Source organism: Streptomyces pilosus (genome assembly GCF_014649835.1).
GTDB classification, from domain to species: domain Bacteria; phylum Actinomycetota; class Actinomycetes; order Streptomycetales; family Streptomycetaceae; genus Streptomyces; species Streptomyces pilosus.
In genome coordinates this window covers 145,381-167,246 of record NZ_BMTU01000007.1, presented here as the reverse complement: position 1 = coordinate 167,246, position 21,866 = coordinate 145,381, and the positions used below count along the sequence as shown (strand labels likewise).

Annotated in this window: 22 protein-coding genes; 10 read left to right on the top strand and 12 right to left on the bottom strand. The window is 71.2% G+C overall.

The features are described from left to right. Window positions 1-232 precede the first annotated feature (232 nt). From IE118_RS19615 to IE118_RS19600, 4 genes are all read left to right on the top strand, one after another. Window positions 233-1,639: a family 2B encapsulin nanocompartment shell protein gene (locus IE118_RS19615; protein ID WP_189559265.1), complete on the top strand. Its 1,407-nt coding sequence runs from the start codon at window positions 233-235 to the stop codon at window positions 1,637-1,639. A 133-nt stretch (window positions 1,640-1,772) separates the two neighbouring features. After that, entirely contained in the window at window positions 1,773-2,882 is a 1,110-nt protein-coding gene (locus IE118_RS19610) for a family 2 encapsulin nanocompartment cargo protein polyprenyl transferase (RefSeq protein ID WP_189559264.1), read from the top strand. Window positions 2,883-3,065: 183 nt separating this feature from the next. Further along, complete coding sequence (locus IE118_RS19605) at window positions 3,066-3,716, top strand: GNAT family N-acetyltransferase (protein WP_189559263.1); 651 nt, start codon at window positions 3,066-3,068, stop codon at window positions 3,714-3,716. A gap of 350 nt (window positions 3,717-4,066) precedes the next feature. Beyond that, window positions 4,067-4,651: a dihydrofolate reductase family protein gene (locus IE118_RS19600; RefSeq protein ID WP_189559262.1), complete on the top strand. Its 585-nt coding sequence runs from the start codon at window positions 4,067-4,069 to the stop codon at window positions 4,649-4,651. Window positions 4,652-4,706: 55 nt separating this feature from the next. Here the strand turns inward: IE118_RS19600 and IE118_RS19595 are convergent, their stop codons facing one another. The 4 genes from IE118_RS19595 to sodN all read right to left on the bottom strand — a co-directional run bounded on the left by IE118_RS19595 (window position 4,707) and on the right by sodN (window position 6,947). Beyond that, window positions 4,707-5,462, bottom strand: a complete 756-nt coding sequence (locus IE118_RS19595; protein ID WP_189559261.1) for a VOC family protein — start codon at window positions 5,460-5,462, stop codon at window positions 4,707-4,709. After that, window positions 5,459-5,884 carry a VOC family protein gene (locus tag IE118_RS19590; RefSeq protein ID WP_189559260.1) on the bottom strand — a complete coding sequence of 142 codons (426 nt, stop codon included), beginning with the start codon at window positions 5,882-5,884 and terminating at the stop codon, window positions 5,459-5,461. The genes IE118_RS19595 and IE118_RS19590 overlap by 4 nt, the downstream gene beginning before the upstream one ends. 9 nt (window positions 5,885-5,893) lie before the next feature. Next, window positions 5,894-6,310, bottom strand: a complete 417-nt coding sequence (locus IE118_RS19585; protein WP_189559259.1) for a helix-turn-helix transcriptional regulator — start codon at window positions 6,308-6,310, stop codon at window positions 5,894-5,896. 241 nt (window positions 6,311-6,551) lie between these two features. Beyond that, window positions 6,552-6,947 carry a superoxide dismutase, Ni gene (sodN, locus tag IE118_RS19580; RefSeq protein WP_004983535.1) on the bottom strand — a complete coding sequence of 132 codons (396 nt, stop codon included), beginning with the start codon at window positions 6,945-6,947 and terminating at the stop codon, window positions 6,552-6,554. A gap of 145 nt (window positions 6,948-7,092) precedes the next feature. On the opposite strand from sodN, the gene sodX reads away from it, so the two are divergent. After that, on the top strand, window positions 7,093-7,527 hold the full coding sequence (gene sodX, locus IE118_RS19575; RefSeq protein WP_189559258.1) for a nickel-type superoxide dismutase maturation protease: 435 nt from the start codon (window positions 7,093-7,095) through the stop codon (window positions 7,525-7,527). Here sodX and IE118_RS19570 read toward each other — a convergent pair. Further along, window positions 7,410-8,060: a CGNR zinc finger domain-containing protein gene (locus IE118_RS19570; RefSeq protein ID WP_189559257.1), complete on the bottom strand. Its 651-nt coding sequence runs from the start codon at window positions 8,058-8,060 to the stop codon at window positions 7,410-7,412. The genes sodX and IE118_RS19570 overlap by 118 nt on opposite strands. Window positions 8,061-8,160: 100 nt before the next feature. Between IE118_RS19570 and IE118_RS19565 the strand changes: the two genes are divergently transcribed. Next, window positions 8,161-8,931 (top strand): class I SAM-dependent methyltransferase, encoded by a 771-nt coding sequence (locus IE118_RS19565; protein ID WP_189559256.1) that lies wholly within the window; start codon window positions 8,161-8,163, stop codon window positions 8,929-8,931. 66 nt (window positions 8,932-8,997) lie between these two features. Here IE118_RS19565 and IE118_RS19560 read toward each other — a convergent pair whose 3' ends face one another. The 3 genes from IE118_RS19560 to IE118_RS19550 are packed head-to-tail and all read right to left on the bottom strand — an operon-like array spanning window position 8,998 to window position 11,734. Next, complete coding sequence (locus IE118_RS19560) at window positions 8,998-9,804, bottom strand: amino acid ABC transporter ATP-binding protein (RefSeq protein ID WP_306430395.1); 807 nt, start codon at window positions 9,802-9,804, stop codon at window positions 8,998-9,000. After that, window positions 9,801-10,739, bottom strand: a complete 939-nt coding sequence (locus IE118_RS19555) for an amino acid ABC transporter permease (RefSeq protein WP_189559255.1) — start codon at window positions 10,737-10,739, stop codon at window positions 9,801-9,803. The genes IE118_RS19560 and IE118_RS19555 overlap by 4 nt, the downstream gene beginning before the upstream one ends. A 32-nt stretch (window positions 10,740-10,771) precedes the next feature. Further along, window positions 10,772-11,734: an ABC transporter substrate-binding protein gene (locus IE118_RS19550; RefSeq protein ID WP_189559254.1), complete on the bottom strand. Its 963-nt coding sequence runs from the start codon at window positions 11,732-11,734 to the stop codon at window positions 10,772-10,774. A gap of 580 nt (window positions 11,735-12,314) precedes the next feature. Between IE118_RS19550 and IE118_RS19545 the strand changes: the two genes are divergently transcribed. From IE118_RS19545 to IE118_RS19530, 4 genes are all read left to right on the top strand, one after another. Continuing rightward, the gene (locus tag IE118_RS19545; RefSeq protein ID WP_189559253.1) at window positions 12,315-13,553 is read left to right on the top strand and encodes an NAD(P)-dependent malic enzyme; all 1,239 of its coding nucleotides are present in this window, start codon (window positions 12,315-12,317) and stop codon (window positions 13,551-13,553) included. Between the two features lie 189 nt (window positions 13,554-13,742). Further along, a complete protein-coding gene (locus IE118_RS19540) occupies window positions 13,743-14,708 on the top strand; it encodes a zinc-binding dehydrogenase (RefSeq protein ID WP_189559252.1) in 966 nt (321 codons plus the stop codon). A gap of 102 nt (window positions 14,709-14,810) precedes the next feature. Then, a complete protein-coding gene (locus IE118_RS19535) occupies window positions 14,811-15,020 on the top strand; it encodes an HTH domain-containing protein (RefSeq protein ID WP_030219802.1) in 210 nt (69 codons plus the stop codon). After that, on the top strand, window positions 15,020-15,589 hold the full coding sequence (locus IE118_RS19530) for a Clp protease N-terminal domain-containing protein (RefSeq protein WP_189559251.1): 570 nt from the start codon (window positions 15,020-15,022) through the stop codon (window positions 15,587-15,589). Before IE118_RS19535 ends, IE118_RS19530 begins: the two co-directional genes overlap by 1 nt. A gap of 7 nt (window positions 15,590-15,596) precedes the next feature. Here IE118_RS19530 and IE118_RS19525 read toward each other — a convergent pair whose 3' ends face one another. The 4 genes from IE118_RS19525 to IE118_RS19510 all read right to left on the bottom strand — a co-directional run bounded on the left by IE118_RS19525 (window position 15,597) and on the right by IE118_RS19510 (window position 21,813). Then, entirely contained in the window at window positions 15,597-16,634 is a 1,038-nt protein-coding gene (locus IE118_RS19525; protein WP_189559250.1) for a helix-turn-helix transcriptional regulator, read from the bottom strand. A 1-nt stretch (window position 16,635) separates the two neighbouring features. Further along, complete coding sequence (locus tag IE118_RS19520; protein WP_189559249.1) at window positions 16,636-17,508, bottom strand: DUF4097 family beta strand repeat-containing protein; 873 nt, start codon at window positions 17,506-17,508, stop codon at window positions 16,636-16,638. A 228-nt stretch (window positions 17,509-17,736) separates the two neighbouring features. After that, window positions 17,737-17,919: a DUF6104 family protein gene (locus IE118_RS19515; protein ID WP_019058231.1), complete on the bottom strand. Its 183-nt coding sequence runs from the start codon at window positions 17,917-17,919 to the stop codon at window positions 17,737-17,739. 81 nt (window positions 17,920-18,000) lie between these two features. Beyond that, entirely contained in the window at window positions 18,001-21,813 is a 3,813-nt protein-coding gene (locus IE118_RS19510; RefSeq protein WP_189559248.1) for a multifunctional oxoglutarate decarboxylase/oxoglutarate dehydrogenase thiamine pyrophosphate-binding subunit/dihydrolipoyllysine-residue succinyltransferase subunit, read from the bottom strand. Window positions 21,814-21,866 lie beyond the last annotated feature (53 nt).

Below are 21,866 nucleotides of genomic sequence, written 5' to 3'. Positions count from 1 at the left end.
TACCGGAAAGGAGCGTGTTCAACTTTCCGTTCGGGACCTGTGCGACTCGATCCGGACAATCTCCTTCCGCTAAGGCGCCGTTGATAGGGCGCCCATGGTGCCCACACATCCCAAGATCCAACCCCGCTCGATCGGGTAATGGCGCGGCCACGTTGCGTGAGGAAGGCTTGATCACGCAGCGCGACGTCCGGCGAGGCCGGGCGTGCACCACCATTGGGGAGGGCAATTCCTTATGTCGGTAGGCGAAGAGGTCCGCACGGAGCAGGCCGGGCAGCAGCAGAGCCTGGGTACGGCCGCCGCGCGGAACCTGGCCACCACGACCAAGTCCGTGCCGCAGATGCAGGAGATCAGCTCACGCTGGCTGCTGCGGATGCTGCCGTGGGTCGATGTGCAGGGTGGTACGTACCGGGTGAACCGGCGGCTGACGTACGCCGTGGGCGATGGCCGGATGACGTTCGTGAAGACCGGCGACCGCGTCGAGATCATCCCGGCGGAGCTGGGCGAACTGCCGGCACTGCGGTCGTACGACGACGAGGAGGTGCTGACGGAGCTGGCCTCCCGCTGTCGGCAGCGGGAGATCGAGGCCGGCCAGGTGATCGCCTCCTCCGGCAGCCCGGCCGACGAGGTGTACCTGCTGGCGCACGGCCGGGTGGAGCGGGTCGGCAGCGGCCCCTACGGCCAGGAGGAGTCCCTCGGGATCCTCGCCGACGGCGCCTACTTCGGCGAACAGGCGCTGGAGGGCGACGACGCCGTCTGGGACTGCACGGCCCGCACCCTCACCGCCTGCACCGTCCTGGTGCTGCCCCGTGAGGCGGTCGAGCAGCTCGCCGAGCGGTCCGACAGCCTGCGCGAGCACCTCCGCCGGCGGCTCGAGGTACCCGGGCAGCGCACCAACAAGTACGGCGAGAAGGCGATCGACCTCGCGTCCGGCCACAGCGGGGAACCGGACATCCCGCACACCTTCGTCGACTACGAGGCCAGGCCCCGCGAGTACGAGCTCAGCGTCGCCCAGACCGTGCTGCGCATCCACTCCCGCGTGGCCGACCTCTACAACCAGCCCATGAACCAGACGGAACAGCAGATCCGGCTGACCGTCGAGGCGCTGAAGGAGCGCCAGGAGCACGAACTGGTCAACAACCGCGACTTCGGTCTGCTCCACAACTGCGAGTACGACCAGCGGATCCAGCCGCACGACGGGGTGCCGGGCCCCGACGACCTGGACGAGCTGCTCAGCCGGCGGCGCGGGACCAGGCTGCTGCTCGCCCACCCGCGCGCGATCGCCGCGTTCGGCCGTGAGCTCAACAGGCGGGGGCTCGTCCCGGAGACCGTCGACATGGGCGGCAACCGCATCCCCACCTGGCGGGGGGTGCCCCTCTTCCCGTGCAACAAGATCCCGGTGACCGAGGCCCGTACGACCTCCATCATCGCCCTGCGCACCGGGGAGGAGGACCAGGGCGTCATCGGTCTGCGGGCCTCCGGCATCCCCGACGAGATCGAGCCGAGCCTGTCCGTGCGGTTCATGGGCATCAACGAACAAGCCATCATCAAGTACCTGGTCACGACCTACTACTCGGCCGCGGTCCTGGTACCGGACGCGCTGGGTGTCCTGGAGGACGTCGAGATCGGCCGCTGGCGGTGACCGTCCGCGAGCGGCCGCGCCGCGCGCCGTGTCCCCGGCCGTCCGGGCGGGTACACCTCGGAGGAACGTGTCCGACGGGTGCGGAAGCGTCGTCCCTCCGCTCCTCCGCCGAGCCGGTGCCAGGGGGAAGCCGATGACGGAGTCCATCACGGAGCCGCAGCGGGGGTCCGCGACGGGGCACCCGGGCGAGGTCCCCACGGTGCCGGAGCAGCGTGCCGGGGACGGGCACGAGGCGACGGTACTGCTGGACCGGGCCCGGGCCGCGGTCGACCCGGTCCTGCGGGCGGCCCTCGACTCGCTGCCCGGCTCCATGCGCCGGATCGCCCTCCACCACTTCGGCTGGGCGGACGCGGACGGCACGCCGACCCACGGAGGCGCGGGCAAGGCGATCCGTCCCGCGCTGGTGCTCGCCGCGGCCTCCGCGGCAGGCGGCCCCACCGCCCGGGCGGCCGCCGTGCGGGCGGCGGCGGCCGTGGAACTGATCCACAACTTCACGCTGTTGCACGACGACGTGATGGACCGGGACACCACCCGCCGGCACCGGCCCACCGCCTGGACGGTGTTCGGGGACGCCGGCGCGATCCTCGCCGGGGACGCCCTCCAGGCGCTCGCCTTCAGGCTGCTCGCCGAGGACCCGCACCCGGCGGCCCGTGCCGCGTCGGCCCGGCTCGCGGACTGCGTGATCGAGCTGTGCGCGGGACAGCACGCGGACACGGACATGGAACGGCGCGCCCCCGGAGAGGTCACCCTCGCCGAGACGCTCGCCATGGCCGAGGCGAAGACCGGAGCACTGCTGGGCTGCGCCTGTGCCATCGGGGCGCTGTACGCGGACGCCGCGGAGGCGGACGTGACGGCACTGGACGCGTTCGGCCGGGAGGCAGGACTGGCCTTCCAGCTCATCGACGACGTGATCGGCACCTGGGGCGACCCGCGCCGCACCGGCAAGCCGGCCGGCGCGGACCTGGCCGCCCGCAAGAAGTCCCTGCCGGTGGTGGCGGCGCTCACCTCCGGCACCCCGGCGGCAGCGGAGCTCGCCGCGCTGTACGCGGCCCCGCACCGGAAGGAGGACCTGGACCGCATCGTCCATGCCGTGGAACGGGCGGGCGGCCGGGACTGGGCGCAGGCCGAGGCCGCCGACCGGATGGCCCGGGCGATGCAGGAGGTGGCCCGTGCCGTGCCCGACCCGGAGGCGGCGGGCGGGCTGCTGGCCCTCGCCGAGTTCGTGACCCGGCGCAGCACCTGACGGGCCTCCGCCCGTCCCCCGTCCCCGGAATCACCCGGTGCCGTGCGGCCCGCGCACGGCACCGGGCCCCGGCCGGGCGGGTCCCGCACTTCCCCACGATGTGCGGGGCCCGCCCTTTCGCCGTCGGCCCCCGATAGGGTCAACCCCCGTCAGGACAGGACGGGTTGAGGCGAAGGGGCGGACATGGGCGTGGCGATCCGGACGGCTGGGGACGACGACCGGGAGCTGATCGTCCGCCTCCTGGACGAGGCGTTCCAGGACGACCCGGTCAGCGGCTGGGTCTTCCCGGAGCGGGAGTACCGCCGTACGACGCACCACAGGCTCATGGCGGCCTTCACGGACGTCGTGCTCGCCGACGGACGTGTCGACATCACCGAGGACGGCTCCGCCTGTGCCCTGTGGATGTCCGTCCCCGCGGAGGAGGACCCCGGGGACGCCGGTGCGGAGGACGGCCCGGAGGAGGACGGCTTCGCGCAGACACGCGAGGAGGTCGACCCCGACAACGAGCGGGTGGAGCTGATCGGCCGGCTCACGGCGGACATCCACCCCTCCGGCCGGGCCCACGAGTACCTGTGGATGATCGGGGTCCTGCCCGGCCGCCAGGGCGAGGGCCTCGGCACCGCGCTGATCGGATCCGTCCTGGAGCGCTGCGACCGGGAGGGGCGGGCGGCCTACCTGGAGGCGAGCAACGAGCGCAGCCGTCTGCTGTACGAACGCCTCGGCTTCGAGGCGGCCGGTGAGCCCCTGGCCCTGCCGGAGGGCCCGTTGATGTGGCCCATGTGGCGCGAGCCCCGCTCCACGCCCACCGGCTCGCCGGCGCTCCCGGAAGCCTGACCCCGCCGCCGTCCACCCCGTCCGGGCCCGGGCGCACGGCGGCCCCGCGACCGCGGAAGGGACGTTCCGCCCTGTTCGGCGGCGGTGGTGGCCGCGGGCGGCTCGGCCGCCGCCCTCGCGCGGTGGCCGTCACCGCGGCCCTCACCCCGCTCATGGTCACGAGCCTGCTCCTGGCGATGGCCGGCCGCGGACCGTCCCCGGGGGAGCGGCCCGGCAGGGACCCGCCTGCCCGCATGCGGAACCCCGTCACCTACTTGGGCCCGGTCCCGATAACCGCTTGCGACCACTACGGGCGGAGTACTACAACTGGAGTTGTTCACAGCGAGTGCCGCCTACGGGAAGAGACCGCGTTGCGCAAGCTCACCTACTTCATCGCCTGCTCCATCGACGGCTTCATCGGGGACCCGGAGGGCGACGCGTCGTACATGTACCCCTTCGTCGACGAGGAGCTGCTCGGCCACCTCACCTCGGAGTACCCGGAGACCATCCCGACCCACGGCCGCAGGCAGCTCGGCATCGACGACCTGCCGAACAAGCGGTTCGACACGATCGTCCAGGGCCGGGCCAGCTACGATCTGGCCCTCAAGGAGGGCATCACCAGCCCCTACGCCCACCTGCGCGAGTACGTCGCCTCCCGCACTCTCGGGGAGTCGCCCGACCCGAACGTCGAGATCGTCGCCGACGACCTGGCCGGCCGGGTGCGGGCGCTGAAGGCGGAGGACAGCGCGTACGACATCTACCTCTGCGGCGGGGCGCAGATCGCCGGCGCCCTGGCCGACGAGATCGACGAACTGGTCATCAAGACCTACCCCGTGGTGCAGCGGTCCGGGATGCCGATGTTCGCCTCCGCCTTCTCCCCCACGGAGTTCACCCTGGAGTCGCTGCGCGGGTTCGGCAACGGCGTCGTGGTGCGCACGTACGGCAGGAAGCACTGAACGGCGAGGGCACGCCCGTGCCGCACCGGCACCGCGGCACGGGCCGCGCCACGGACTACGCCACGGGGCGGCCCGCTCGCCCGGCCGGCGCGCCCGTCCACGGATCGCGGCCCGTCAGGCAGTAGGTGCCGCCCGTGGGGTCACGCATCACCGTCCAGTGGTCGAACGCGGCCACGGGCCGGGCCCCGAGTTCCTCGTGCCGGACGCGGGTGGCGGCGATGTCGGCGCAGGCCAGATCCGGATGGGCGGAGACGGGCCGTTCCTCCCCGGTCCGCTGGAGCAGGACGCGCACCGGCAGCCCGGCCGGTGGCCGGACCACACGGAACTCCGGGAGCGAGCCGGGTGCGGACTCCCACTCGGGCAACAGCCCGCCCCAGAAGGCGACTTCCCCGTCGTAGCGGGACGGCGGGATGTCGAGGCAGACCTGGTCCAGCCGGCTGCCGTGCGCGACCGGCGGCCGTACCGACTCCCCGTGCCAGGGGATCGCGCAGAACAACTGCCCGGCCGGTGACCGCAGTACGGTCCACCCCTCGTGCTCGGCGACCGTCCCCGCGCCCAGGCGCCGTGCCGCCGCGACGAACTCCGGGACGTCGTCCACGGAGAGGTCGAGATGCACACCGCCGGTGCCCGAGTCGGTGCGCTGCACCCCCGCGCAGGCGTCGGCGCCGTCCGCCGACAAGGTCACGAACTCCCCGTGTTCGCCGCTCGGTCCGGACAGCCGGGACTCCGTGACGGCCGCCCAGAACGCGCCTGCCCGGTCGGCCGCCGCGCCGGGCCGGTCGAGGAAGAGGTACGTCCAGCGGACGCTCACCGGCCGGGGCGTTCCATGAAGCGCAGCATGTTCCCCGCCGGATCGCGGAAGGCGCAGTCCCGCACCCCGTACGGCTGGTCCACCGGCTCCTGGATCACGTCCACGCCGGCGGCCCGGACGCGTTCGAAGAGGGCGTCGCAGTCGGTGGTGGTGAAGTTGACCCCGCGCAGCATGCCCTTGGCCAGCAGCTCCGCCATGGCCTGGCGGTCGGCGGGGGAGGCGTCCGGGTTAGCCGCGGGCGGCTCCAGCACGATCTCCACGTCCTGTTCCGGCGAGGCGACCGTCACCCAGCGCATGCCCTCGAAGCCCACGTCGTTGCGGACCTCGAGCCCCAGCACGTCGCGGTAGAAGGCCAGCGCCTTGTCGTGGTCGTCGACGGCGATGAAGCACTGGGCGAGTTTCGCGTCCGTTCCTGTGTCCATGTGCCCACGCTAGAAGGTTTCGCCCGGCCGCGTCCTGCCGCGGACCGGCCGGGTGTACGTCCGCGCCACGCACGGCGGGATCACCGCGCTCTCCTCGTGCGACCGGGCCCGGTACGCGCTCGGCGTCTCCCCCACCAGCTCGGTGAAGCGCGAGCTGAACGAGCCGAGCGAGGTGCAGCCGACCGCCAGGCACACCTCCGTCACCGTGAGGTCACCGCGCCGCAGCAGCGCCTTGGCCCGCTCGACCCGCCGGGTCATGAGATAGGCGTACGGCGTCTGCCCGTACGCGGCGCGGAAACTGCGCTGGAAGTGGCCGGGGGACATCAGCGCGGTCCGTGCCAGCGCGGGGACGTCCAGCGGCTCGGCGTACTCCCGGTCCATCCGGTCCCGGGCCCGCCGCAGCCGCCTCAGATCCTCCAGCTCCATCCCGCCAGCATCCCACGCCCACCGGGCCCCTCACGGCCCGTCCGCCGTGAGGGAGCCGGACATCACCGCGGCGGCCGGCGCGTACCGGGCGATGGGGCCCAGCGGTATCAGGCGAGGACGCTGCCGCCACAAAGGACCGCACCCGGACCGTCGGAGGTGCCGTAGGGGGCGCTCCAGGGGCCGGGTGCGGGTGGAGGGACGCTGCAAAACGTGAGGAATCGCAGGTCGGAAGGCATGAAGGTCAGGCCTTCTTGGTCTCCCAGAAGATCTTGTCGATCTGGGCGATGTAGTCCAGCGCCTTCTGGCCGGTGGCCGGGTCCGTCGACGCCTTGGCGGCCGACAGGGCCTTCAGGGTGTCGTTGACCAGCTGGTGCAGCTCGGGGTACTTCTCGAAGTGCGGCGGCTTGAAGTAGTCGCTCCACAGCACGGAGACGTGGTGCTTCGCCAGCTCGGCGCGCTGCTCCTTGATGACCGTGGCACGGGCCTGGAAGTGCGGGTCGTCGTTGCCGGCCATCTTCTCCTGGACGGCCTTCACCGACTCCGCCTCGATGCGGGCCTGGGCCGGGTCGTACACGCCGCAGGGCAGGTCGCAGTGGGCGCTGACCTTGACCTTGGGGGCAAACAGGCGGGAAAGCATGGAGCGTTTCCTTCCTCGTGATCGTCTTCTCACAGTGGACATTACTCCGTGCCGGACGGCTTTTCGCGGGTGCCCCCGCGGGCTTAGGACAAAAGTCCGGGGTGAGACTGAGACTGGTGGAGGAAGAACCGGGAGGTGCCGGGAGATGCCGGAGCAGTCGCAGGACGCCGAGCGGGCGAGGCCCCCGCTGCCGTTCGGGGTGGCCGAGGTGACCGGGCCGTCGATGGTGCCGACGCTGCACCACGGGGACCGGCTGCTGGTGCACTACGGCGCCCGGATCAGACGCGGTGACGTGATCGTGCTGAGGCATCCCTTCCAGCAGGACCTGCTCGTGGTGAAGCGGGCCGCCGAGCGGCGGGACGGCGGCTGGTGGGTGCTCGGGGACAACGCCTACGCGGGCGGCGACAGCACCGACTACGGGGTGGTGCCCGACGAGCTGGTGCTGGGCCGGGTCCGGTTCCGCTACCGGCCGCGCACCCCGGAGCGGCGCTCGCCGCTGGCCGTGGTGGGCTGGGCGCTGTCGTCGGCGCGGCCGGTGTTCTCCGTCCGGTCGGCCTCCAGGCGTTTGCGCGCGCGGTAGGCGGCCACGTTGGCGCGGGTGGCGCAGCGGTCGGAGCAGTAGCGGCGGGAGCGGTTGGTCGAGGTGTCCAGGTAGGCGTTGCGGCAGGGCGACGCCTCGCACAGCCCGAGCCGGTCCACGCCGTACTCGGTGAGGTGGAAGGCGAGGCCCATCGCGGCGATGGCGGCGTAGCCCGCCGTCGCGTTGGACGGGTGGTCGGCCAGGTGCATGTGCCACAGGGGGCGGCCGTCGTCGTCGCGGAAGTCGTGACCGGAGATCTGCGGGCTGACGGGGAACTCCAGCAGCAGGGAGTTCAGCAGGTCGACCGCGAGCGTCTCGTCCCCGCCGTCCGCCGCCTCGAAGACCGAGCGGAGCCGGGACCGGACCGAGCGGAAACGGGTCACGTCGGCGTCGGTGGCGCGCCGGGCGGCCGACTGGTTCCCGCCGAACAGGTCCCGGACGGCCTCGACCGAGGTGAGCGTGTCCTTGCCCCGGGCCGGCTCCTCGGTGTTGACGAGGCGTACGGCGTAGTCCGAGTAATAGGCCAGTTCCACTTGTAGTCCTTACGCAGGGGCTCTATGGTCGTGCGTGCGGTCGGGTAATAGACGGTCGTGCTGCAAGGGTATTACGTACAGGGGACGAGGGAGGGGCTCGATGACGGACGCGCACACCACCACGGCCGCCGCCGACTGGCACGCCTGGCAGGAGAGCTGGGACCGGCAGCAGGAGTGGTACATGCCCGACCGCGAGGAGCGGTTCCGGGTCATGCTCGACATGGTCGAGGCCCTCGTCGGGACCGCCCCGCGCGTCCTGGACCTGGCCTGCGGCACGGGCAGCATCACCGCCCGGCTGCTCGCCCGCTTCCCGGACGCCACCAGCACCGGCGTCGACCTGGACCCGGCGCTGCTCGCCATCGCCGAGGGCACCTTCGCGGGGGACGGACGGGTCACCTTCGTCACCGCCGACCTCAAGGACCCCGGCTGGGCCGAGGCGCTGCCGTACGACTCCTACGACGCCGTGCTGACCGCCACCGCACTCCACTGGCTGCACAGCGAGCCCCTCGCGGACCTCTACGGGCACATCGCGGGTCTGGTCCGCGACGGCGGTGTCTTCATGAACGCGGACCACATGACCGACGAGACCACGCCCCGGATCAACGCGGCCGAGCGCGCCCAGCGGCACGCCCGCATGGACGCGGCCAGGGCCGGTGGCGCCCTCGACTGGGCCGAGTGGTGGCGGCTCGCCGCGGAGGACCCGGTCCTGGCGCAGCCCACGGCCCGCCGGTTCGAGATCTACGGTGAGCACGCCGAGGGAGACACGCCGTCGGCCGCCTGGCACGCGCGCGTGCTGCGGGAGAAGGGCTTCGGCGAGGCGCGCCCGGTCTGGTGCTCGCCGTCGGACACGCTGCTGCTGGCCGTGAAGTAGGCGGACACGCGAGAAGGGGCGGTACGGAGGATCCGTACCGCCCCTTCGCCGTGCGCGGGACCGCGGTCAGAGCACCTTGGACAGGAACGACTTGGTGCGCTCGTGCTGCGGGTCGGTCAGCACCTGGCGGGGGTCGCCGGACTCGACCACCACGCCGCCGTCCATGAAGACCAGGCTGTCGCCCACCTCGCGGGCGAAGCCCATCTCGTGGGTGACGACGACCATCGTCATGCCCGACTCGGCGAGGTCGCGCATGACGTCGAGGACGTCACCGACCAGTTCCGGGTCGAGTGCCGAGGTCGGCTCGTCGAAGAGCATCAGCTTGGGGTCCATGGCGAGCGCCCGGGCGATGGCCACCCGCTGCTGCTGGCCGCCGGAGAGCTGCGAGGGGTAGTTCCCCGTCTTGTCGCCGAGGCCCACGCGCTCCAGGAGCTGCATCGCGCGCTCCCTGGCCTTCGTCCTGGCCACGCCCTTGACCTGCACGGGCGCTTCCATGACGTTCTCGACGGCCGTCATGTGCGGGAACAGGTTGAAGCGCTGGAAGACCATGCCGATGTCCCGGCGCTTCAGGGCGACCTCGCTGTCCTTGAGCTCGTACAGCTTGTCGCCCTTCTGGCGGTAGCCCACCAGTTCGCCGTCGACGTACAGACGGCCGGCGTTGATCTTCTCCAGGTGGTTGATGCACCGCAGGAAGGTCGACTTGCCGGAGCCGGAGGGGCCGATGAGGCAGAACACCTCGCCGGTCTTCACCTCCAGGTCGATGCCCTTGAGGACCTCGACGTGGCCGAAGGACTTGTGGACGCCCTCCGCCTTGACCATGGGGACGGCCGCGCCCTTCACGTGCGCGTCCGTCTTGCTGAGCTTCTCGCTCATGCCGTGCCTCCCTTCGGGCGGCCGAAGGAGAACGTGCTGGCCTTGACCTTCTGCCACGGTGTCGGCGGCAGCTGGCGGGTGGTGCCCTTGGCGTAGTGGCGCTCGATGTAGTACTGGCCGACACTGAACAGCGACGTCACCAGCAGGTACCAGGCGGCGGCGAGGAAGAGCATCTCGGCCGGGGCGCCGGAGGTCTGGCCGATGTCCTGGGCCGCGCGGAGCAGCTCGGGATACTGGACGACCGACACCAGGGAGGTCGTCTTCAGCATGTTGATGACCTCGTTGCCCGTCGGCGGCACGATCACCCGCATCGCCTGCGGGATGACGATCCGGCGCAGGGTCTTCGTGTGGCTCATGCCCAGGGCGTGCGACGCCTCGGTCTGCCCCTCGTCGACCGCGAGCAGGCCGGCCCGGCAGATCTCCGCCATGTACGCGGCCTCGTTCAGGCCGAGGCCGAGCAGCGCCGTCAGGAACGGGGTCATGAAGTCCGACCACTCGTCCTTGTAGAACGGCCCGAGGTTGATGTACTCGAAGACCAGGCCCAGGTTGAACCAGACGATCAGCTGCACCAGGACCGGGGTGCCGCGGAAGAACCAGATGTAGAACCACGCGATGGACGAGGTCACGGGGTTCTTCGACAGGCGCATCACGGCCAGCAGGATGCCGCCGACGATGCCGATCGCCATGGCCAGCAGGGTGAGCAGCAGCGTCTTGCCGAGACCGCTGAGGATGCGGTCGTCGAAGAAGTAGTCGGGAATCGTGCCCCAGTTGATCTTGCCCTGGGAGAACGCGTACACGACCCCGACCAGCAGGGCCAGTGCGACGACGGCGGTGACGTACCGCCCGTAGTGCCGGACCGGGACGGCCTTGATGGCCTCCGGTCCGGCCGGGGGCGTGTCGGCCGGACCCGTCGTCTTGTCGATGTCAGCAGTCACGGGTGTTGCCTTTCAGCGCCGCGTCGCCGCGGTCACTTGCCACCGTTGACGGTGGCCTTGTCGACGGCGCCCTCGGCGACGCCCCACTTGTCCATGATCTTCTTGTACTCGCCGTTGGCGATGATGGCGTCCAGCGCGGCCTGGAGGGCGTCCCGCAGCTGCGTGTCGTCCTTGGCGACCGCGATGCCGTACGGGGCGGCCTCGACCTGCTCGCCGACCAGCTGGAAGTCGTTGCCGCCGCCGGAGGTCTTCACCGCGTACGCGGCGACCGGGAAGTCGGAGGAGCCGGCGTCGGCACCGCCCGCGCGCAGGCGGGTCTGCGCCTGCTGGTCGTTGTCGAAGGCCTCGATCGTGATCTTCTTGCCGGCCGGGCACTTCTCGGACTCGGCCTTGGCGAGGTCCTCCGAGACCGTGCCGCGCTGCACCACGATCTTCTTGCCGCACAGGTCGGCCCAGGTCTTGATGCCCTGGTCGTCGCCCTTCTTGGTGTAGATCGAGACACCGGCGGTGAAGTAGTCGACGAAGTCGACGCCCTCGCCGACCTTCTTGCCGGTCTCGGAGTCGACGCCGTCCTGGCGGTCCTTGGTGTCGGTCATCGCCGACATGGCCATGTCGTAGCGGCCGGAGCGCAGGCCGGTGATCAGCGTGTCGAAGGTGCCGTTCTCGAACTCGAACTTCACGCCGAGCTGCTTGCCCATGGCGTCGGCGAGGTCGGGGTCGATGCCGACGACCTTGCCGGAGTCGTCCTTGAACTCGACCGGGGCGTACGCGATGTCGGAGCCGACCTTGACGACGCCCTTGTCGCGGATCTCCTTAGGGAGCTTGTCGGCCAGCGGGGCGGAGGTTCCCGCCTGGGTCTCGCTGCTGTCCGAGCCGCTGTCCTTGGTCTGGTCACCGCAGCCGGTGAGAAGCAGTGCGCCTGCGACCGCGATCGCGCCGACCGCTGCAATCCGGGAGCGCGCGGCGGTGGTACGACGGGTGGTGCTTGCGGTCATGGTGGGTTCCTCCGGCGGATGGGTGGAGTTGCCGATGGGGCCGGCGACAGCCTGAGCGGCATCGCCATGGGTCGTCGAGAGCACACGCCTTCGAGTGTCGCGACCTCGTGTGATTACCGCATCTTGCCATTCGGACTGCTCCGTTCAGGGGGCTCGCGATGTCAAAATCGGATAACGGGTGACGCGCGAACCGGAGCAGTCCGCTCCATTGCGGCCGGACAGTCTGCGGGAATCCTCCATTCCGGCCGGAAGATCTTCGGCGCCGCCTGGGTTATGGGCGCGAGTGCCGCGGCCTTTGATGCAGTTGCGGGCTTGCTGCAGGTTCGTCCGGGTCTTGTCCTGATATCGGACGATGATTCCGGGGGTCGGCATGTGACCTTGACGTTATGGACTCGTCGCCGACGGCGTCCGTCCGGTAAGAAGGTTCTTTACACCCCTCATCCGGGGCTCGAGGGCGCGTGTGCGGCGCGCCCGTCGCGTTCGGCCCGTACGCATCAACCCTCCGGGCCTTGCGCGGTCCCGCCCACCCCTCACCAGGAGTGGCAACCCTCAACCGTAAATACTTAAGGGGTAAAACCAAGTGGCAGCGGAGATTGTCAATCCTCGCAGCGACAGCGAAAGCCGGAACGGTCATCAGGATCCGGAGAGCGGGGCAGAGCCCCTGGATTCCTTCGACCCGGCGTTCGCGCTGCACCGCGGCGGCAAGATGGCCGTGCAGGCCACCGTGCCGATCCGCGACAAGGACGATCTGTCCCTGGCTTACACGCCCGGCGTCGCGAAGGTGTGCAGCGCGATCGCCGAGCAGCCGGACCTCGTCCACGACTACACGTGGAAGTCGCAGGTCGTCGCCGTCGTGACCGACGGGACGGCCGTGCTCGGCCTCGGGGACATCGGTCCCGAGGCGTCCCTCCCGGTGATGGAGGGCAAGGCCATCCTCTTCAAGCAGTTCGGCGGTGTGGACGCGGTTCCGCTCGCGCTGAGCTGCACCGACGTCGACGAGATCGTCGAGACGGTGGTCCGTCTCGCCCCCTCCTTCGGCGGAGTGAACCTGGAGGACATCTCGGCCCCCCGGTGCTTCGAGATCGAGCGCCGGCTGCAGGAGCGGCTGGACATCCCGATCTTCCACGACGACCAGCACGGCACGGCGGTCGTGTCGCTGGCGGCGCTGCGCAACGCGGCGCGGCTGAGCGGACGCGCGCTGGGCGAGCTGCGGGCCGTGATCTCGGGCGCGGGCGCCGCGGGTGTCGCGATCGCCAAGATGCTGGTCGAGGCCGGCATCGGTGACGTCGCCGTGGCGGACCGCAAGGGCGTCGTCTCGCGGGACCGCGGGGACCTCACGCCGATCAAGGCGGAGCTGGCGTCGTTCACCAACAAGGCCGGTCTCTCCGGAACGCTGGAGTCGGCGCTGGCCGGGGCCGACGTGTTCATCGGTGTCTCCGGCGGCACGGTGGCGGAATCGGCGGTGGCGTCGATGGCCGAGGGCGCGTTCGTCTTCGCCATGGCCAACCCGAACCCGGAGGTGCACCCGGAGGTCGCGCACAAGTACGCGGCGGTCGTGGCCACCGGACGCTCGGACTTCCCCAACCAGATCAACAACGTGCTGGCGTTCCCCGGCATCTTCGCGGGGGCGCTGCAGGTGCGGGCCTCCCGGATCACCGAGGGGATGAAGCTGGCGGCGGCCGAGGCGCTGGCCTCGGTGGTCGGCGACGACCTCGCCGCCGACTACGTCATCCCGTCCCCGTTCGACGAGCGGGTCGCCCCCGCGGTGACGGCGGCGGTCGCCGCGGCTGCCCGGGCGGAGGGTGTCGCCCGCCGCTGAGGCGGGTGCTGTCCCCGGGCCGGCCCCGTCCCACTGTCGTGGACGGGGCCGGCTTCTTTTTTGCTGCCGTACCGCCGGTCGAGGGGCGGCGACGGGGTCGCCGCCCCTCGACCGGCCGGCCCGCAAGAGGGCGTGTCTCACAGCGGGCCCTGGTTCCCACGGCGGGACGGGGACCCTATCGTCAAGGTCATGTTCGCCGTCTACGCCGCCCGAATCGACCGCGACCAGCCGCTCAACGGCCTGGAGTCGGGGGAGCGTCCCGCTCCCGAGACCCGGCCCGGCTGGAGCACCGTCACGGTCAAGGCCGCCTCCCTCAACCACCACGACCTCTGGTCCCTGCGCGGCGTCGGCCTCGCGGAGGACAAGCTGCCGATGATCCTCGGCTGCGACGCCGCGGGCGTCGACGAGGACGGCAACGAGGTCGTCCTGCACTCCGTGATCGGTCAGAGCGGTCACGGGGTCGGCCCCCGGGAGCCCCGCTCCATCCTGACCGAGCGCTACCAGGGCACCTTCGCCGAGCAGGTCTCGGTGCCCACCTGGAACATCCTGCCCAAGCCGAAGGAGCTCTCCTTCGAGGAGGCCGCCTGTCTGCCGACCGCCTGGCTGACCGCGTACCGGATGCTGTTCACCAACGCCGGGGTGCGGCCCGGCGACTCCGTCCTGGTGCAGGGCGCCGGCGGCGGGGTCGCGACCGCCGCGATCGTGCTCGGCAAGGCGGCGGGACTGCGCGTCTTCGCCACCAGCCGGGACGAGGCCAAGCGCAAGCGGGCGCTGGAGCTCGGCGCCGTGGAGGCGGTGGAGCCCGGTGCGCGGCTGCCGCAGCGGGTCGACGCCGTCATCGAGACCGTGGGGGCGGCCACCTGGTCCCACTCGGTGAAGTCGCTGCGCCCCGGCGGCACGCTGGTGATCTCCGGGGCCACCAGCGGCGACCGGCCCTCGCACGCCGAGCTGACCCGGGTCTTCTTCCTGGAGCTGAGGATCGTCGGTTCCACGATGGGGACCAAGGACGAGCTGGAGGACCTGCTCTCCTTCTGCGCCGCCACCGGTGTGCGTCCCGTCATCGACGAGGTCCTGCCGATGGACCGGGCCCGGGAGGGCTTCGAGCGGATGGCGGACGGGGGCCTCTTCGGGAAGATCGTGCTCACCGGTCACTGAGGGGAGCCGACGCGCGACGACGGCCGGTCCGGACATCCGGGCCGGCCGTCCGTGTGTCAACTGTGGTTGACGAAGTCCGCTCTGTCAACGTATGTTGACATCATGACTGAGGCTACCGATCTCGCCGAGCGGGCGGGCGACCGTGATCCACGGGTCGGTCTGCGGGCCGTCGCCGCGCTGCGCAGGCTGCTGGAGCAACTGGAGACCGTCCAGGTGCGCAACGCGCGCCATCAGGGCTGGTCGTGGCAGGAGATCGCCACCGAACTCGGGGTCAGCAGGCAGGCCGTGCACAAGAAGTACGGGAGGCATTGATGTTCGAGCGGTTCACGAAGGACGCGCGGGACGTGGTGAGGGCGGCGGTCGCCCATGCGGAGCGGGCGGATGCGGGGCGGGTGGACGCGGGGCACCTGCTGCTGGCCCTGCTCGACCGGGAGGGCAGCCGCGCCTCGTTCGCGCTGGCGGCCCTCGGGCTCGACGGGCGGCGCGAGTCGGTGCGGGAGGCGCTGGAGCTGGCGCGCCGGCGGGGCGGGCTGACGCAGGCCGAGACCGACGCCCTCGCCGGGCTGGGGATCCATGTACCGGAGATCGTGGCCCGGGTGGAGGAGGCGCACGGCACCGGGGCGCTGTCCGCCGGCCGGCGGGGCGGCGGCCGGCGGACGGGGCACCGCCCGTTCGGTCAGGAGGCCAAGGACGTGCTGACCGGGGCGTTGCGCGCCGCGACCGCCCGGCGGGACCGGCGCATCGGCGACCAGCACCTGCTGCTCGCCCTCACCGCCCGCCCCGGCGTCCCCGCCGAGGTCCTCGCCGACCACGGGGTGACGTACGAGTCCCTGACCCGGGTGCTGTACGGGGACGGCGGCGAGGCCAGGGCGGCGGGCTGACGGCCCCTCAGCCCTTGGGGGAGCGCAGCAGCGACCCGATCTGCGCCGCCGCCGTGGACAGATGACGGCGGGCGTCGCGCAGCTGGTCCCCGGTGACCCCGTGGTCGCGGGCCGCGTCCCGGATGTCGTCCCGGAAGCGGTCCAGCAGCCGGTCGAGGTCGCGGGCCGGGTCGCCGGTGGAGTCGGAGGCGTCCTCGTGCGCCCACGGCGGGGCGTAGTCGGCGGGGAAGTCCTCGGGCGTCCGGGAGTACGAGGGCCCGGAGTCCCTGCCCGAGGTGCCTGCACCGGTGCGGCCGAAGGGGAAGTCCTTGCCGAAGCCGCCCATCTCCTTGGCGAGTTCGCCCAGCCCTTCGCGCAGCCCCGTCGGCCAGTCGCCCCGGGCAAAGTGCCCCTGCACCTGCTCCTGGACCTGGCGCATGATGCGCTGCACCTCTTCCTGCGCCTTGTCCTGGGCCTCCTTGGCCTGGCGGCGGGCACGCTGGGCCTCCTCACGGGAGCGGCGGCTCTCGTCCTTGGCGCGGCGGGCCTGTTCCTTCCACTCCTGCTTGGCGCGGCGCATCTCCTCCTTGGCGGCGCGCCAGGCGTCCTTGTCGCCGAAGACCGCGAAGTCGCCGAGGAGGCCCTCCTCCTCGGTGGACGCGCCGTTGCCGGCGGACTGGCGGGCCTTGCCGGCCGCGGCGCGCATCTCGCGGCGCAGATCGCCCGCCGCACCGCTGACGTCGGCCCGGATCTCCGCGGCGAGTTCGGCGACCGACTCCCGGATCTCCAGTTCCAGGTCGGCCAGTTCGGCGCTGCGGTCGGCCAGTTCGGCCCGGCCGGCGTCGGTGATGGAGTACACCTTGCGGCCGCCCTCGGTGGTGTGGGTGACCAGGCCTTCCGCCTCCAGCTTGGCCAGGCGCGGGTAGACCGTGCCGGCGGAGGGCGCGTACAGCCCCTGGAAGCGCTCTTCGAGGAGGCGGATCACCTCGTAGCCGTGACGCGGGGCCTCGTCCAGCAGCTTCAGCAGGTAGAGGCGGAGGCGTCCGTGGGCGAAGACGGGAGGCATGTCAGAGCACCTTCTTGTCGGTCGTACCGGCGTGGTCGTCCGCGGTGTCCCGCGGGTCCGGCTCGTCCTCCCGGGGCGGGCGGCGCAGCAGGGCGATCGATCCGGAGACGGTGGTGGCCCGCAGCTTGCCGCTGCCGGCGCCCAGCCGGCCGGTGAGCTTGTGGGCGCCCCACTGGCCCTGGACCCGGAGGTCGTCGAAGGCGTTGGAGATGGCGCCGCTGGCGGTGTTCGCCTCGACCTCGGCGTCCGCCGGGTCGGGCATCCGGATGGCGATCTCGCCGGAGACGCTGGTCAGTTTGACGTCGGTGGGGCCGTCCGGGTCGAGGTCCACGATCATGGAGCCGCTGACGGTGTCCGCCCGTACGGAGGGGCCGGAGCCCTCGACGACGGTGAGGTCGCCGGAGACGGAGGCGAAGCGGAGGTCGCCGGTGACGGACTGGGCCTCCACGTTGCCCGAGACGGTGTCGGCGCGGACGGGGCCGGAGAGGGAGACGAGGGTGGTGTCGCCGGCGACGCCCTTCACCGCGGCGGGCCCGCGGATGCCGGAGACGACGGCGGCCGCGCCGACCACACCGACCTCGACACGGGTCTGGGCGGGGACGGCGAGGGAGACCACCGCGCTGCGGCGCCAGCCCTTGCGGTCGAGCCACTTGAGGAAGCCCTTCCAGGGCAGGTCGTCGTAGGCCACCGTGAGGGTGCCGTCCTTCTGGGTGACGACCAGGGGCGGGCCCTCGATCTCGGAGACCTCCAGGCGGGCGGAGCCTTCGTCGGTGCCCACGACGTTCACCGTGCCGTTGACGATGCGTACGTGGAGTTCGGTCACGGGGGCGTCGAAGGTGAGCTTGGTGGGCTCCGCTACGGACGACTCGGGCATGGTGACGGCCTCCTGGTTGCACCCGTTAGGCGTGACGCGCCATATCGCGTCTTACGTGATTCACGATATATCGCGGCAGGGGAAAGTCAAGGCACCCGTTGCGGTGAACGGTGCCTTGGGTCTGTCGCCTTGTGGTGAGCCCGCGCTGAGGGGGTGCGCGGCGCGGGTGCGGCCGGGGGGCGTGCAGCCCGGCAGGTGCGGGGTGCCTCCCCGGAGGGGGTACCGGGGCTACTCGTCGTCCTCGTCGTCGTCCAGGCGGGCCAGCCAGGTGGCCAGGCGTTCCACCGGGACCTCGAAGTCGGGGTTGAGGTCGACGAACGTCCTCAGCTGCTCGGCCAGCCACTCGAAGGTGACCTCCTCCTCGCCGCGCCGCTTCTCCAGTTCCTCGATGCCACGGTCCGTGAAGTACATGAGGACAAGGATATGTGCGGGAAAACGGACGGGCCGCACCCCCCGTGAGAGGGGGTGCGGCCCGCGCGTACGGTCCGGGGGCTACGCCTCGAAGACCTCGCGCACCAGCTGCTCCTGCTCGGCCTGGTGGCGCTTCGCGGAGCCGACCGCCGGGGACGAGCCGTGCGGCCGCGAGATGCGGCGCAGGCGCTCGTCGTGCGGCAGGTCGGCGCCGACCGCCAGGTCGAGGTGGTCGATCAGGTTGAGCGCGATGAACGGCCAGGCACCCTGGTTCGCCGGCTCCTCCTGGGCCCACAGGTACTTCTCGGCGTTCGGGTACTTCTTGATCTCGGCCTGGAGCTCGGCACCCGGCAGCGGGTACAGGCGCTCGATGCGGATGATCGCCGTGTCCGTCGCGCCGCGCTTCTGCCGCTCGGCGTCGAGGTCGTAGTAGACCTTGCCGGCGGTGAAGACGACCTTCTTGACCGCGGCCGGGTCGACCGAGGAGTCGCCGATGACCGGGCGGAACTGGCCCGAGGTGAACTCCTCCGCCTTCGAGGCCGCGGCCTTCAGGCGCAGCATCGACTTCGGCGTGAAGACGACCAGCGGCTTGTGGTGCGGGTTGTGCACCTGCCACCGCAGGAGGTGGAAGTAGTTCGCCGGCGACGTCGGCATCGCGACCGTCATGTTGTTCTGCGCGCAGAGCTGAAGGAACCGCTCCGGACGGGCCGAGGAGTGGTCCGGGCCCTGGCCCTCGTAGCCGTGCGGCAGGAGCAGGACCACACCGGAGGTCTGGGCCCACTTCTGCTCGGCGGAGGAGACGAACTCGTCGACGACGGTCTGCGCGCCGTTGACGAAGTCGCCGAACTGCGCCTCCCACAGCACCAGCGCGTCGGGGCGGGCCAGCGAGTAGCCGTACTCGAAGCCCATCGCCGCGTACTCGGACAGCAGCGAGTTGTAGACGTTGAGCCGCCCCTGGTCCTCGGAGAGGTACTGCAGCGGCGTGTACTCCTCGCCCGTGCTGCGGTCGATGATGACCGCGTGGCGCTGGCCGAAGGTGCCGCGCTGGGAGTCCTGGCCCGCGAGACGGACCGGGACGCCCTCCAGCAGCAGCGAGCCGAAGGCGAGGGTCTCGCCCATGCCCCAGTCGATGGTGCCGTCCTCGACCATCGTCGCCCGGCGCTGCAGCTGCGGCAGCAGACGCGGGTGGACGGTGATGTGGTCGGGGACGTTGACCTGGGACTCGGCGATCCGCTTGACGGTCTCCGTGGTCACCGCGGTGTTCACGGCGACCGGGAACTCAGCCTGCGGGTCGGAGGTCTCCACGGCGCCGGGCTGGCTGGTGGCCTCGCGGACCTCGGTGAAGACCTTCTCCAGCTGGCCCTGGTAGTCCTGCAGCGCCTGCTCGGCCTCTTCCAGGGTGATGTCACCGCGACCGATGAGGGACTCGGTGTACAGCTTGCGCACCGAGCGCTTCTTGTCGATCAGGTCGTACATCAGCGGCTGGGTGAAGGCCGGGTTGTCCGACTCGTTGTGACCGCGGCGGCGGTAGCAGATGAGGTCGATCACCACGTCCTTGTTGAACGCCTGGCGGAACTCGAAGGCCAGGCGCGCGACGCGCACGACCGCCTCCGGGTCGTCGCCGTTCACGTGGAAGATCGGGGCCTCGATCATGCGGGCCACGTCGGTGGCGTACATGGACGAGCGCGAGGACTCCGGCGCCGCCGTGAAGCCGACCTGGTTGTTGATGACGATGTGGACCGTGCCGCCGGTGCGGTAGCCGCGCAGCTGCGACATGTTCAGGGTCTCGGCCACCACGCCCTGGCCCGCGAAGGCCGCGTCGCCGTGGATCGCCACCGGCAGGACGGTGAAGTCCGTGCCGCCCTTGCCGATGATGTCCTGCTTGGCGCGGGCGACGCCCTCCAGGACCGGGTCGACCGCCTCCAGGTGCGAGGGGTTGGCCACGAGCGAGACCTTGATCTGCTCGCCGTCCAGGCCGGTGAAGGTCCCCTCGGCGCCCAGGTGGTACTTCACGTCGCCGGAGCCGTGCATCGACTTCGGGTCGAGGTTGCCCTCGAACTCGCGGAAGATCTGCGCGTACGACTTGCCGACGATGTTGGCGAGCACGTTCAGCCGGCCGCGGTGGGCCATGCCGACGACGACCTCGTCCAGGCGGGACTCGGCGGCCGAGTCCAGCACCGCGTCGAGCAGCGGGATGACGGACTCGCCGCCCTCCAGGGAGAAGCGCTTCTGGCCGACGTACTTCGTCTGCAGGAAGGTCTCGAACGCCTCCGCCGCGTTCAGCCGGCGCAGGATGCGCAGCTGCTCCTCGCGCTCGGGCTTGGTGTGCGAGCGCTCGATGCGGTCCTGGATCCACTTGCGCTGCTTGGGGTCCTGGATGTGCATGAACTCGACACCGGTGGTGCGGCAGTACGAGTCGCGCAGCACGCCCAGGATGTCGCGCAGCTTCATCAGGGACTTGCCGGCGAAGCCGCCGACGGCGAACTCGCGCTCCAGGTCCCACAGGGTGAGGCCGTGCTCGACGATGTCCAGGTCGGGGTGCTTGCGCTGGCGGTACTCCAGCGGGTCGGTGTCGGCCATGACGTGGCCGCGGACCCGGTAGGAGTGGATCAGCTCGAAGACCCGGGCGGCCTTGGTGACGTCGTCGTCGTGGGAGGCGTCGATGTCCTTGAGCCAGCGGACCGGCTCGTAGGGGATGCGCAGCGCCTCGAAGATCTCGTCGTAGAAGTCGTTCTCGCCGAGCAGGAGGTTCGCGACCTGGCGGAGGAACTCGCCGGAGGCGGCGCCCTGGATCACCCGGTGGTCGTAGGTCGACGTGAGCGTCATGACCTTGGAGATGCCGAGCTTGTTCAGGGTGTCCTGGCTGGTGCCCTGGAACTCCGCCGGGTAGTCCATCGAGCCGACGCCGAGGATCACCGACTGGCCGGGCATCAGGCGCGGCACGGAGTGCACGGTGCCGAGACCGCCGGGGTTGGTCAGGGAGACCGTGACGCCGGTGAAGTCGTCCATCGTCAGCTTGTTGTCGCGGGCGCGACGGACGATGTCCTCGTAGGCCTGCCAGAACTCGAAGAAGTTCAGCGTCTCGGCCTTCTTGATGGCCGCGACGACGAGCTGGCGGTCGCCGTTGGGCTTGACCAGGTCGATGGCCAGGCCGAGGTTGACGTGCTCCGGCTTCACCAGGGTGGGCTTGCCGTCCACCCGGGCGAACGAGTGGTTCATCGCCGGCATGGCCTTGATGGCCTGCACCATCGCGTAGCCGATGAGGTGCGTGAAGGAGATCTTCCCGCCCCGGGCCCGCTTGAGGTGGTTGTTGATGACGATGCGGTTGTCGAACAGCAGCTTCACCGGGACGGCGCGCACGGACGTGGCCGTGGGCAGCTCCAGGGAGGCGTCCATGTTCTTCGCCACGGCGGCGGACGGACCGCGCAGGGTCACCTGCTCGGGGCCGGTCTTCGCCTCGCCGGCGGGCTCCGCCTTGGGCTTGGCCTCGGCCTTCGGCTTCGCCGGGGCGGGCTTCGCGGCGGGCGCGGCGGCCTTCGCGGGCGCGGCGGGCGCAGCCGGGGCCTGGGCGGCCGGGGCCGGCGCGGCGGCAGCGGGCTGCGCGGACGCGGCGGGCCGGGCCGGAGCGGCGGCCGGCTGAGCCGGGGACGGTGCGGAGGTTCCCGCGGCCCCCGCGGCCGCGTTACCCGCCGGTGCCGAGGTCGCAGGCGCGCCCGGCTTGTAGTCGGCGAAGAAGTCCCACCAGGCTCGGTCCACCGAGTTCGGGTCCTGGAGGTACTGCTGGTAGATCTCGTCGACGAGCCATTCGTTGGCACCGAAGGCCGCAGCGGGGTTCTGGCCCGCTTGGTCGGTGTCGGTCGAGATGCTCGAGTTACTGGGGGACTGTGGCGACACGGCGTCAACCGCCCTCTTCCGCTTCGCAAGATGATGGACAGCGGAAATAAAGG